Raw genomic sequence first — 12,575 nt, forward strand, 5'->3', positions numbered from 1 at the left:
CTTCGGGCCTGGTTTTAATACGATACGCCCGGTGGCGCGCCGAAATTGCTGCCTACCGCGACCAGAACCCTAAGCGGATCGAGCACACGTCCTTCGCGCGTGGTCAGCAGGAATTCCGGATTTCCCGGTATCGGTCCGCCATTATGAAAACGCCCCACCTCGCGCACGCCGGCCACGCCCGGCAGCCCGACGGCGACGATACGGGCGCCCAGGCGCCAGGCGGAGATGTGATCGCTGGTGAAGCCCACCGTCGGCAGCAAGATGAAAGACACCGCTGTCATTCCGGAGATAATCCGGCCAAACGAAAGGTCCAGCGAGGCGCAGCTTCGCCGCGACCGACGAGCTCTGACGAAATCCATAAGCACCGCGGCAAGGCCCTTGCGCATTGCGACATCCCCGGCTCGATACCTCGATGCGTCTACATGCGGCCCCGAGCATGTGACGCTTATCTCGACGCAATCATTGAGCGGGTGCACTTACGTATCGTGTACGGCACCTCAACCGCCGGCCGTATCTTGCGCTTTGGGGGAAGGCGTGCGGCCGCGCGCGCTTCGCAAGGCAAGCGCTTGTCGGGCAAAGGTGATTATGGGCATGGCGAGGTTGCCGCGAACGGCAAATTTTCAGAACTCGAGCGCCTGCCTGAGTGCCGGGCCGCTCCTGACGCGCAAATCGAGGTCGGCCTCGATATGGTCGATGTGGTGCAGCATCAGCGCGCTGGCGCGTTCGGCATTGCCATTTTCCAGCGCCTCGAGGATCTGCGTGTGTTCGTTGTGGCCGCAGCTCGAGATGCCCGAGCGGCCATAGAGTGCGATCACCAGCGATGAACGAGCGACCAATTCCTCCATGAAGCGCTGCAGGATGACGTTTCCCGCGACCGACGCCAGAAGCAGGTGAAAATCCCCCGACGCCTTGATCTCCGATCGCCTGGCGTTCGGTCCGCGTTCGGCGATGAAACGGCCTTCTTCGTCGAGCTGGGCCTTGAACGCGGCGACATGCGCCGGCGTCATCCGTCCGGCGGCGGCGATCGCGATGCCTGGTTCGATGAGCCGGCGCGAAGCAAAAACCTGCCGCGCTTCCTCCGGCGACGGATTGGCGACGAAGGCGCCGCGATTGCGCTCGGTGCGCACCAATCCCTCGAAGGAAAGCATCTGCAGTGCGGCACGCGCCACGGTGCGGCTGACATCGAACAGCGTGCCGACTTCGCCTTCGGAAAGCTTTGTTCCCGGCGCCAGCCGGCGATCGACGATCGCGTCGCGCAACTGGTCGCGGATCGCCTGCGCGCGATCCTCGTTGGCGGCCTCGATAGCAGGGAAGGTCTGGTCGGCAATGTTCATGGCAGTGGTCCTGCCTTCTTCTACCCTGAATCGCATCGCTTGGACGAGAGACAAAGTGAATACAGAGATGAAAAAGATTGCATACGATCTTTGCGGAGATCGGCGGCAATCGCCTATAATTTGTGCATTGCACAAGGCCGACGTATCGGCAGCTACATAGAGGCGGCCCTGATTTCTTCGAGGATTCAGTCAGTTGGTGCGGCGGTGCGCAACTGGCACGCATGATGCTTTGGCTAATCCGACCAAAGGGGAAGCTGGATGTCCAAAGCCGCCGAAATCGACATTGTGTCCGTTTCGAAAGTCTATGGCGCGACGACTGCCGTCGAAGGCATCAGCCTGAAAATCCCTGCCGGAACCTATTGCTGCCTGCTCGGTCCGTCCGGCTGTGGCAAGACCTCGACGCTGCGCATGATCGCCGGGCACGAGAGCATATCGAGTGGCGACGTGCGTCTCGGCAACACAGTGGTCACCGACCTGCCGCCGGCCAGGCGCGGCACTGCCATGATGTTCCAGTCCTACGCACTGTTTCCGCATCTCGACCTGATCGACAACGTCGCCTTCAGCCTGAAGATGAAAGGCGTCGGCAAGGAGGAGCGCCGCGCCAAGGCGCTCGACATGCTGAAGCTGATGCAGATGGAGGCCTATGCCAGCCGCCGCCCGGCGCAGCTTTCCGGCGGGCAGCAGCAGCGCGTTGCCCTTGCGCGCGCCTTGATCACCGATCCCGAGGCGCTGTTGCTCGACGAACCGCTTTCGGCGCTCGATCCTTTCCTGAAGATCCGCATGCGAGCCGAACTGAAGAAGCTGCAGACGTCGCTCGGCATCACTTTCGTCCACGTCACCCACAGCCAGGAAGAGGCGATGGCGCTGGCCGACCTGATCGTGGTGATGAACGACGGCCGTATCGAGCAGGCGGCGCACCCTCGCACGGTGTTCGAGCGGCCGGCCACGGCCTTCGTCGCTCGTTTCATGGGCGACCACAATGTCATCTCCGGGCGCGTCGCCGGCAGTCGCGACGGCATGGTCGTTTTCGATGTGCCCGGCGGCGTCACGCTCGCCGCCAGCGGGCAGGGCAGGGAGACCGGGGAACCCATCGACATCGCCATTCGCACCGACCACGTGCGCATCGGCGAGCCGCCGGCAGCCGGGCTCGGCTTCACCGGCATTATTGCAAACGTCGAGTACCGCGGTTCGACCGTGAAGCTCTCAGTCAATGGCGCCGGCATCGAGGATTTCACGGTGATCGTCGACGACACCAGCTTCTTCGCCAGGCCGGTTGCCGTCGGCGACGCAGTGCCGATCGCCTGGGACGCCGAGGACGCGATCGTCCTTGGCCGTCTCGATTCCTGAAATCCAGCATAACCAACCAAAACAGGGGAACTGAACATGACCAACACCACCGACAAGAAGACTGGAATATCGCGACGTTCGCTGCTCAAGACAGGTGCCGCCGCCGTCGGTTTCGCCGCCGGTTCCGGCGCCATATCAGGCTTTCCGACCATCTGGGCGCAATCGAACATCACGCTGCGCCAGTTCGGCACCGGCGTATCCAACCTCAATGCAATCGCCGACAAGTGCAAGGCCGACCTCGGCATCACGCTGGAGATGACAGCAACCGATTCCGACGCCGCCGCGCAGCGCGCTGTGACGCAGCCCGACAGCTACGACATCGCCGACATCGAATACTGGATCTGCAAGAAGGTGTTCCCGACAGGCGTCCTGCAGCCGATGGATGTCAGCAAGCTGAAATATTACGACGAGCTGGTGCCGCTGTTCAAAACCGGCAAGCTGACGCCGGACAGCGTCATTGCCCAGGGCACCGCGCCGCATACCGTCGGTTACGTCGAGGCGCAGGACAGCAAGGTCTTCGCCAAGGCGCCGACCAACTGGTTCACCATGGTGCCGACGATCTACAATGCCGATACGCTCGGCATCCGCCCCGACCTCGTCGGCCGCGATATCACCACCTGGGCCGACATCATGGATCCGGCCTTCAAGGGCAAGACCGCCATCCTCAACATCCCGTCGATCGGCATCATGGATGCGGCGATGATCATGGAGGCAACGGGCAACATCAAATACGCCGACAAGGGCAACATGACCAAGGAGGAGATCGACAAGACGATCGACTTCCTGATCAAGGCCAAGCAAGCCGGCCAGTTCCGCGCCTTCTGGAAATCCTTCGACGAGAGCGTCAACCTGATGGCTTCAGGCGAAGTCGTAATCCAGTCGATGTGGTCGCCGGCCGTGGCCGCGGTCCGCTCCAAGGGCATCGCGTGCCGGTTCCAGCCGCTCAAGGAAGGCTACCGGTCCTGGGGTGGCGGGCTTGGCCTGGCAGCCCATCTCTCCGGCGCCGAACTCGATGCCGCCTATGAATACATCAACTGGTACACGTCCGGCTGGGTTGGCGGCTATCTCAACCGTCAGGGCTATTACTCGGCCAACATGGTGTCGGCCAAGAAGTTCATGTCCGAGGACGAGTGGGGCTACTGGATCGAAGGCAAGCCGGCAAAGGGCGATATCCTGTCGCCGGACGGCAAGGTCATGGAAAAGGCTGGCGCCGTGCGTGACGGCGGCTCGTTCGAAGAGCGCATGGGCAAGGTCGCCTGCTGGAACTCGGTCATGGACGAGGACCGCTACATGGTGAAGCGCTGGAACGAGTTCATCGCTGCTTGATGCCCTCTGCCTTCTCCCCTTGTGGGAGAAGGCAGATTGGCGCGCAGCGCCAAGACGGTTGAGGGGTGCTGGACGGAGCACTGTTGGTGCCAAGCTGGAACACCCCTCATCCGATCGAGCTTCGCTCGGCCACCTTCTCCCACAGGGGGAGAAGGGCACACCCCTCAGTCGCATCGCCGACTTCGACCGAGATATAGATGGCAGTAGCGCTCGAACAATCCACGCACGTTACGTCTGCAAGGCCTGCCAGACGTAGGCGCTCCTTTGCCGGAGTCGCACCCTATCTCCAGGCGGCACCGCTGGCGCTGATCCTCGGCGCGTTCCTCCTGCTGCCAATTCTGATGATCGCCGTGGTCTCATTCTGGGATTACGATTTCGCGGCGATGTATCCGGATTTCCTGACCACCAATTATTCCGACACGCTCGGCTCCTGGGTCACCTGGAAAACCTACCTGAATACGCTGAAATACGCCGCCATCGTCTGGGCGCTGACGCTGTTCATCGGTTTCTGGGTCGCCTATTTCCTTGCCTTCCATATCAGGACCACGGCCATGCAGATGGTGCTGTTCCTTGTCTGCACGGTGCCGTTCCTGACCTCTAACATCATCCGCATGATCTCGTGGATTCCGGTGCTTGGCCGCAATGGCCTGGTCAACTCGACGCTGGTGCAAATGGGGCTGATCCCGAAGCCGATCGAATGGCTGCTCTATTCCGAATTCGCCGTGGTGCTGGCCATGGTGCATCTCTATACGCTGTTCATGGTGACGCCGATCTTCAACACGCTGATGCGCATCGACAAGTCGTTGATAGAAGCCGCGCGCGACGCCGGTGCTTCCGGCTGGCAGGTTCTGTGGAACGTCGTCATTCCGCTCGCCAAGCCCGGCATGGCGATCGGCACCATTTTCGTCGTCACCCTGGTGATGGCCGACTTCTCGACGGTGCAGGTGATGTCCGGCGGGCAGAGCGCCTCCGTCGCGCTGATGATGAAGAACCAGATGTCGCTGCTGCAATATCCGGCAGCTGCCGCCAACGCCGTCGTGCTCTTGGTGCTGGTGCTGCTGATGGTCGCGGGCATCCGGCGCATCGTCGACATCCGCAAGGAGCTGTGAGGCGATGAGCCAGGACAAGCGCACCCTCGAATTCTATGTGTTGGCGGCGTTCTTCGGTCTTTTCGTGTTGTTCCTCTACGGCCCGCTTTCGGCGATCCTGATCCTCTCTTTCCAGGGCGAGAACGGCGGTCTGACATTTCCGCTGAACGGCGTGTCGCTGCACTGGTTCGCCAATTTGTTCGAGCGCCAGGCGGTCGGCGACTTCGGCGGCAGCTTCAAACGCTCGCTCGTCCTTGGCCTGATGGTGATGGTCGTCACTGTCGCCGTGTCGCTGCTCGCCGGCCTGGCCTTCCGGCAGAAATTTCGCGGCGCAACCGCACTGTTCTATCTGGCCGTCGCCAGCCTGGTCGTGCCGTCGATCATCATCAGTCTCGGCATCGGCGTCGTCTTCCAGCAGATCGGCTTCCGCCCCGCCTGGTACACCTCCGCTTTCGGCGCCCATCTGACCTGGACCTTGCCTTTCGGCGTGCTGATTATGTTTGCTGTCTTCAACCGGTTCTCGCCAGCCTATGAGGAAGCCGCGCGCGATCTCGGAGCATCGTCGTGGCAGACCTTTGCCCATGTCGTGCTGCCGATGATCGCGCCCAGCCTGATCGGCGTCGGCCTGTTCGGCTTCACTCTGTCATATGACGAGTTCGCCCGCACGCTGATGACCTCGGGCACGTTCAACACGTTGCCGCTCGAAATCTACGGCATGACGACGAATGTCACGACGCCGGTGCTCTATGCGCTGGGCACCGTGACGACCGTGTTTTCCTTCCTGGTGATCCTGCTGACGCTCGGCGCAATCGTCTATGTCGGCCGCCGCCGCGAGCGTGCCTGACAGTGCAGATCCTCGTCGTCAATCCAAACACCACCGCCAGCATGACCGACACTATCGCGGCGGCAGCCCGATCGGTCGCTGCTCAATCGACGAAGATCGTTGCCGTCACCTCGTCGATGGGACCTGTATCGATCGAAGGCTATTACGATGAAGCACTTGCCGTGCCCGGCCTGCTGGTCGAGATCGCCGCCGGCGAACGCTCCGGCGCGCAAGCCGCGATCATTGCCTGTTTCGACGACACCGGCCTCGATGCCGCGCGCGCCATGGCCAACATTCCGGTCATCGGCATTTGCGAGGCATCGCTCAGCACGGCCTCGTTCATCGCCCAGCGCTTCACCGTCGTCACCACCACCGGACGTTCGCGCGTGCCGGTCGAAGGCCTGGTGCAACGCTATGGCATGGCGGGGCGGGCACGCGTGCGCGCCGCCGACATCCCGGTTCTTGCCCTCGAAGATCCGGCGTCCGACGCACTGCTCAGGCTGCGCAGCGAGATTGCGCGCGCCATCGACGAGGATCGCGCCGAGGCGATCGTGCTCGGCTGTGCCGGCATGGCCGATCTGGCGGCGGCGCTGCAGCGGGAATTCGGGCTTCCGGTCATCGACGGCGTGGGCGCTGCCGTGAAACAGGCCGAGGCATTGATCGCCCTTGGCCTGACGACATCCAAGCGCGGCGCCTATGCAAGCCCGTTGGCAAAGTCTTATCATGGCGCGTTGAAATCCTTCGCGCCTGGCGCCGCCGAGTGATCGCAATGCCCCGAACGATCCGAACGCTCGCACGTGAAGAAGTGCAAACCCTTGTCGATTGGGCGGCGGCGGAAGGCTGGAATCCCGGCCTTAACGATGCCGCGCTGTTTCAGGCAGCCGACCCGCAGGGCTTCATCGGCGCCTTTATCGATGGCGAGATGGCGGCCGGCATTTCGGCCGTCGCCTATGGCGATGGTTTCGGCTTCATCGGCCTCTACATCTGCCGGCCGGACAGGCGTGCCCAAGGTCATGGCAAGGCGGTCTGGGATGCCGGCATAGCGCGGCTCGGCAAGCGCACGATCGGCCTCGACGGCGTTGTCGAACAGCAGGCCAACTACCGCAGCATGGGTTTTGCACCGGCCTACCGGACGATCCGGTTCATGGGGTCACCGAATGTCCCGGCAGCCGTCGGCAACGACATTCGCGCCATAGGGCCGGAACTCGTGCCGGACATACTGGACTATGACCGCCGCTTCTTTCCCGGTCCGAGGCGATCCTTCCTGGAACACTGGCTGCGCCCGCCGCACATGGCGCTTGCGATCCTCAAGCACGGCGCCATTGCGGGATACGGCGTCGCGCGCCAATGCCGGGACGGCTGCAAGATCGGCCCGCTCTTTGCCGACAGCCTGGACGCGGCAAGCCATCTCTTCGCCGCGCTCGCGCACATGTCCGGTCCCGGAAACGTCCATCTCGACGTTCCCGAAACCAGCCGGCAATTTGCAGACTTGCTGTCGTCCGCAGGCCTTCAACAGGGCTTCGAGACGGCTCGGATGTACAAGGGAAAGGCGCCGCAGCTCATGCAGTCCGGAATTTTTGCGATAACGACGTTGGAGTTGGGGTGAGGCGGTACAAGCCGACTTCCAGTGCAAAGTCGGGCAACAGGACTACGCGGTCTATTTTTCCTGAACTGAAATGCCGGAATCGTCGATGCGAAGTTCCACGCCTTTCGGCCTAGTCTCCTCGCGATAAACGTAAATCCCCAACGCAATAACGGCGACGGCCAAAGCGCCGATGATGAGATAAAGATAGTTCTGCTTCATCCGCTGTCGTTAACAACATGATGTGGGCGAGTCTAGCAGTTCGGGTATCAGGACGGCGGCCGGAGACGCACGTCGATCAGCCATCCAGCCGGTCGCGCAGCATGCTCCAGGGGAGCACCATGTTTGGTGCATGCCGCATCAGGCTATGGAACGGGATCGGCGACGGCGGCGCAAACGGCAGCGGCAAATCCTGAGGTTTTGTTCCATCAGCCCAATCCGCAAGCACCTTGCCCATCGCAGTGGTCATGGCGATGCCGCGTCCGTTGCACGCCAAGCCGGCGATCAGCCCGGGGCCGAGATCGCCGAGGTGCGGCAGGAAGTCGGGCTCGACGGCAGCCATCCCCGACCAGCTGTATTCAAGCGGCGGGATGTCCGGGAGATCGAGATGCCCGGCAAGCCGCCGCCAGATCGCCCGCGGCACCCGCGTGTCGGCACCGGGGCCAAAAACATGCATGCCGCCGGTGATCAGCCTGTTTTCGCCGTCGAAGCGGAAGGTGAAGAGATTGCGTCTTGTGTCGCCGACGCCTTGCCCGCCAGGAAGCAGGCGAGTGCGTATTTCGCGCGGCAGCGGCGCTGTCGCGATCTGGAAGATTTTCAGCGGGATGTAGGTTCGCTCAAGCGTGCGGTTCAGCGACCCGCCATAGGCATTGGTGGCGACCAGCACTTTTTCGGCACGCACCGAACCGGCAGCCGTCTTCAAAGCCCAACCATCGCCTATGTGATCGATCGACGCGACACGCGTATTCTCGAAGATGCGCGCTCCGGCCTTTTCCGCCGCGTCGGCCAATCCGCGCGCATATTCGACCGGATTGAGGACGCCACCCGATCTGTCGATCCAGCCGCCGAGATAACCGCGAACGCCGGTCAGCTCTTCGACCGCCTGTCCGTCCAGCGCAACAGCCGGCCTTCCGCGCCTTGCCCATTGTTCGGCGCGCGATCTGGTCTTTTGCAAAGCGGCCGGTGAATGGGCTGGTTGTATCCAGCCGCTCTGGACAGAATCGCATTCGATGGCATGCCGCCTGATCAGGTCGAAGACGAGGTCGGCGCTGCCGGCGGCGAAATCGACAAGGCGTTCACCGCGTTCGGGGCCGAGCTGGGCAATGATATTGTCGGGGTCTCTTTTCGCGAAATTCGGCACGACGAAGCCGGCATTCCTGCCGGTTGCCCCCCAGGCGATGATTTCCGCCTCGAGGACGGCAACCGAGTTGCCTTTCTCGGCACTGTGCAGCGCGGTGGAAAGGCCTAAAAAACCGCCGCCGACAATTGCCAGATCGACATCGAGTGCGCCTTCGAGGGTGGGCCGGTCGCGGCGACTGCGGCTGACGGCATGCCAAAGGGAAACGCCGTGCGGCCCGGTCACGCCGTTCATGAGCCGCTCTCGCTCGGGGCCACGCGTCGACGTTTGCCGAACCTTGGACGCCGCGGCCTGTCGCCAAACAGGCCGTTCGGCCTGACCAGAAGGATGACGCACAGCATCACGCCGATGGCGACGATCTGCAGCGAAGCGGCGCGGGCCTGCTGTTCCGGCGAGAACAACATACTGGTCAGGGCTCCCGATCCGGCCCATATCGCCCAGACCAGGATGCTGCCGATGACGGCGCCGATGTTGCTGCCCGAGCCACCGACGATCAGCATCACCCAGACCTGGAAAGTCAGCGCCGGCAAATAATTGTCCGGGGCGATGAAGCCGGTGAAATGCGCCTGCAGCGCACCGGCAAGCCCCATGATGGCGCCACCGACGGCAAAGGCCTGGACGCGGTAGAACCGTGCGCTTTTGCCTAGGGATATCGCGGCCCGCTCATCCTCGCGAAGCGCCTTCAACACGCGCCCCCACGGGCTGCGCGACAGATGCTCCAGCGCGAGATAGACGATCAGCGTCACCACCGAGACGATTGCAAGGTTCGAAAGGTTGAACAGCAACGGCGTTTCGGCAAGACCGCCGAACGGACGCGGAATAAAGCCGATGCCGAACGGCCCGCCGGTCAGCTTCTGGGCATTGAGCGCTACCAGTTGCACGACGACGGCGACGCCGAAAGTAGTGATCGCCAGATAGTCCGATCTCAGGCGTAGCGTGGCAATGCCGGTGATGGCGGCGGTGACGCCGCCCAACAGCATGGCGCCAAGCCAGCCGATAAGGATCGGCAGGTCGAAGCCGCCCAGGCGCGCGGCATCGTCGGGCGTGGTCAGCAGCGCCGAGGTGTAGGCGCCGATGGCAACGAAGCCGGCGACCCCGACATTGAAAAGCCCGGTCAGCCCCCATTGCAGATTGAGCCCGAGCGTGATGAGCGAAAAGATCAGCGCGGTGGTCAGGAAGAAGGCGCCGTAGCCGAGCAGATCCATCAGCGTTCCCTCACTCCGAAAAGGCCGATGGGCCGCACGAACAGCACCGCCATCAGGATGATGAACGAGGCGGCTGCCCGCCATTCGGCGCCGATCAAATGCACGGCAGCCGCTTCGGCCATGCCGATGATCAGGCCGCCGAGAACGGCGCCAGGCACGCTGCCGATGCCGCCGAGGATGGCGGCCGCGAACATCGGCAGCAGCATCTCGAAACCCATGAACGGGCGGATCTGGATGAGAATGCCGATCATGACGCCGGCGACGCAGGCCAGCGCGCCGCCGATGATCCAGGTGACGCGCACCACCCTGGCGACGTCGATGCCGACGATGCGGGCAAGTGCCGCGTTCTGACTCAATGCCTGCATCGAGCGGCCGGTCTGGGTCCGCGTCATCAGGAGATGCACGCCGAGCACCAGCACGGCGGTCAGCAGCAGCAGCGCGATCTGGTCCGGGGTGATGCGGATGCCGAAACCTATCGGCATGGCGATCTGGATCGCCCGGCTGAAATAGGTCGGACGCGAGGTGAAGATGAATTCGAGCAGGCTTCTCAGCGCGATCGAGGCGCCGAAGCTGGCCATCACCACGATGATCGCCTGGCCCTTGGCCCGCAGCCGCGCGAACAGCACCATGTCGAGCACCAGCCCCAGCAGGCCGGTGGCCGCCATGCCGATGATGAGCGCGACGATCAGCGGCCAACCGAATGAGAGGGGCGCGATCGGCGCGATCTTGCCGAAAATCGCGCCAATGGCGCCAACCACGGCGAGCGTCGCATAGGCGCCCCAGGCCATGAAGTCGCCATGGGCGAAGTTCGAGAAGCGCAGGATCGAATAGGTGAGTGTCACGCCGATGGCGCCGAGGCCGATCATCGAGCCTGCCAGCAGTCCGTCGACGACGAATTGCAGGTTCATGCCGCGCTTCCTTGTCCAAGATCGAGGCGGCGCTGGCCAAGATAGAGTTCAGCCACGACCGGGTCGCTCCAGAGCTCGGAGGCGACGCCTTGGTGCCGCTCCTTGCCCTCAACCAGCACATAGGCGCGGTCTCCAATGGCAAGCGCTGCCTTGGCGTTCTGTTCGACCAGCAGGATGGTGACGCCGGACTTTCGGATGCCGGCCAGCATCTCGAACACCATCGCCACGAATTTCGGCGACAGGCCGGCCGACGGCTCGTCGAGCACCAGCACCTTGGGATGGACAATCAACGCCCGGGCGACGCCCAGCATCTGCCGCTGTCCACCCGACAGATTGCCCGCGGCCGTTCTGCGCTGACGGGCGAGATCGGGAAAGGCCGCATACATCTCCTCGATGCGGGCTGGGACCTCGCGCGGCCTCAGGATGCCGCAGGCGACCCTGAGATTGTCCTCGACCGACATCAGCGGGAAGATGTTCTCTGTCTGTGGCACGAAGGCAAGGCCACGGCGGACCATGATGTGAGCGGGCGACGCCGTGATATCCTTGCCGTCCAGCAGCACCGTGCCGCCGGTGATCGGGACAAGGCCGGCGATGGCCTTGATAAGGCTCGACTTGCCGGCGCCGTTGGGACCGAGAACGACGACGATCTCGCCCTGGTCGACGGTGATCGAAGCGCCGCGCACGATCGGAACGCCAGGCTCGTAGCCGGCTTCGAGATCGCGGACATCGAGTACCTTTTGGCTCATGCCGTGCCTCCGAGGTAGGCCTCGATGACGCGCGGGTCGCGCGCCACCTCCTCCGGGGTGCCTTCGCACAGAAGCTGGCCGCTTGCCATGACCAGGACGCGGTGGCAAAGCCGCGTCACCATTTCGATATTGTGCTCGATCAGCAGGAAGGTGATGCCGCGCGCATTGATGTCGCGGATGCGATCGATAATGATCTCGAGCAGGGTTGCGTTGACCCCGGCCGCCGGCTCGTCGAGCAGGATGATCGCCGGGTCGGCCATCATCACGCGGGCCAACTCGAGCAGCTTGCGCTGGCCGCCTGAAAGCACGCGCGCAGGTTCGTGCGCGAGGTGAGCGATCGTGACGAGCTCGAGCAGTTCGACGGCTCTTGTCTCGGCAGCCCTTTCTTCGGCAGCGACTCGCCGGGGCGTCAGGAAATTGGCGAGCAGTTTTTCTCCAGTCTGTCCTTGCGCGGCCAGCATGACGTTTTCGATCAGCGTCAGGTTAGGCAAGGGCCGGGGGATCTGGAACGTGCGGCCAAGGCCGCGGCCGATGCGGCGATGGGCTGCTTCCCCCGACACCGATACGCCATTGAGGAGGATTTCGCCGCTGGTCGGCAGAATGCTGCCGGCGAGCAGGTCGAACATCGTGGTCTTGCCGGCGCCGTTCGGGCCGATGAGGCCGAGTATTTCACCCGGCCGGACGTCAAACGAGACATTGTTGACCGCGACGAGGCCGCCGAAGCGCTTGACGACGTTCCTGGCCGTCAGAACCGGCGTGCGGATCTCCTCCTGCCGTTCCGTCGTGTCGCCCATGAATCCCTCAGGCCGAAAGCGATCTTCGCCGCCTATGATTTGATTTGTGATCACACTTGCTTTGA

Annotated in this window: 14 protein-coding genes; 6 read left to right on the top strand and 8 right to left on the bottom strand. The window is 63.2% G+C overall.

The features are described 5' to 3' along the window. Nucleotides 1-14: 14 nt before the first annotated feature. Nucleotides 15-272: a hypothetical protein gene (locus tag NKI08_RS08805; protein WP_352768478.1), complete on the bottom strand. Its 258-nt coding sequence runs from the start codon at nucleotides 270-272 to the stop codon at nucleotides 15-17. Between the two features lie 348 nt (nucleotides 273-620). Then, nucleotides 621-1,334 carry a GntR family transcriptional regulator gene (locus tag NKI08_RS08810; protein ID WP_023676076.1) on the bottom strand — a complete coding sequence of 238 codons (714 nt, stop codon included), beginning with the start codon at nucleotides 1,332-1,334 and terminating at the stop codon, nucleotides 621-623. A gap of 258 nt (nucleotides 1,335-1,592) precedes the next feature. On the opposite strand from NKI08_RS08810, the gene NKI08_RS08815 reads away from it, so the two are divergent. The 6 genes from NKI08_RS08815 (at nucleotide 1,593) to NKI08_RS08840 (ending at nucleotide 7,524) form a co-directional block, all read left to right on the top strand. Continuing rightward, a complete protein-coding gene (locus NKI08_RS08815) occupies nucleotides 1,593-2,681 on the top strand; it encodes an ABC transporter ATP-binding protein (RefSeq protein WP_352472207.1) in 1,089 nt (362 codons plus the stop codon). 36 nt (nucleotides 2,682-2,717) lie between these two features. Further along, nucleotides 2,718-4,007 carry an ABC transporter substrate-binding protein gene (locus NKI08_RS08820; RefSeq protein WP_352472208.1) on the top strand — a complete coding sequence of 430 codons (1,290 nt, stop codon included), beginning with the start codon at nucleotides 2,718-2,720 and terminating at the stop codon, nucleotides 4,005-4,007. 197 nt (nucleotides 4,008-4,204) lie between these two features. Beyond that, nucleotides 4,205-5,116: an ABC transporter permease gene (locus NKI08_RS08825; protein ID WP_352768482.1), complete on the top strand. Its 912-nt coding sequence runs from the start codon at nucleotides 4,205-4,207 to the stop codon at nucleotides 5,114-5,116. Nucleotides 5,117-5,120: 4 nt separating this feature from the next. Then, nucleotides 5,121-5,939, top strand: a complete 819-nt coding sequence (locus tag NKI08_RS08830; protein WP_352451583.1) for an ABC transporter permease — start codon at nucleotides 5,121-5,123, stop codon at nucleotides 5,937-5,939. Between the two features lie 2 nt (nucleotides 5,940-5,941). Then, complete coding sequence (locus NKI08_RS08835; protein ID WP_352472211.1) at nucleotides 5,942-6,682, top strand: aspartate/glutamate racemase family protein; 741 nt, start codon at nucleotides 5,942-5,944, stop codon at nucleotides 6,680-6,682. A 5-nt stretch (nucleotides 6,683-6,687) separates the two neighbouring features. After that, nucleotides 6,688-7,524: a GNAT family N-acetyltransferase gene (locus NKI08_RS08840; protein WP_352472212.1), complete on the top strand. Its 837-nt coding sequence runs from the start codon at nucleotides 6,688-6,690 to the stop codon at nucleotides 7,522-7,524. 51 nt (nucleotides 7,525-7,575) lie between these two features. On the opposite strand, the gene NKI08_RS08845 is transcribed toward NKI08_RS08840, so the two are convergent. The 6 genes from NKI08_RS08845 to NKI08_RS08870 form a co-directional block, all read right to left on the bottom strand. After that, a complete protein-coding gene (locus NKI08_RS08845) occupies nucleotides 7,576-7,722 on the bottom strand; it encodes a hypothetical protein (protein WP_352452379.1) in 147 nt (48 codons plus the stop codon). Nucleotides 7,723-7,798: 76 nt separating this feature from the next. Then, a complete protein-coding gene (locus NKI08_RS08850) occupies nucleotides 7,799-9,091 on the bottom strand; it encodes an NAD(P)/FAD-dependent oxidoreductase (protein WP_352768487.1) in 1,293 nt (430 codons plus the stop codon). Then, entirely contained in the window at nucleotides 9,088-10,065 is a 978-nt protein-coding gene (locus NKI08_RS08855) for a branched-chain amino acid ABC transporter permease (protein WP_352768774.1), read from the bottom strand. Before NKI08_RS08855 ends, NKI08_RS08850 begins: the two co-directional genes overlap by 4 nt. Continuing rightward, the gene (locus NKI08_RS08860) at nucleotides 10,062-10,970 is read right to left on the bottom strand and encodes a branched-chain amino acid ABC transporter permease (protein ID WP_352768489.1); all 909 of its coding nucleotides are present in this window, start codon (nucleotides 10,968-10,970) and stop codon (nucleotides 10,062-10,064) included. Before NKI08_RS08860 ends, NKI08_RS08855 begins: the two co-directional genes overlap by 4 nt. After that, on the bottom strand, nucleotides 10,967-11,716 hold the full coding sequence (locus tag NKI08_RS08865) for an ABC transporter ATP-binding protein (protein WP_352472217.1): 750 nt from the start codon (nucleotides 11,714-11,716) through the stop codon (nucleotides 10,967-10,969). The genes NKI08_RS08860 and NKI08_RS08865 overlap by 4 nt, the downstream gene beginning before the upstream one ends. Further along, nucleotides 11,713-12,510 (bottom strand): ABC transporter ATP-binding protein, encoded by a 798-nt coding sequence (locus tag NKI08_RS08870; RefSeq protein ID WP_352502974.1) that lies wholly within the window; start codon nucleotides 12,508-12,510, stop codon nucleotides 11,713-11,715. The genes NKI08_RS08865 and NKI08_RS08870 overlap by 4 nt, the downstream gene beginning before the upstream one ends. Nucleotides 12,511-12,575 lie beyond the last annotated feature (65 nt).

The organism is Mesorhizobium sp. M0768 (genome assembly GCF_040320195.1).
Taxonomy (GTDB): Bacteria; Pseudomonadota; Alphaproteobacteria; order Rhizobiales; family Rhizobiaceae; genus Mesorhizobium.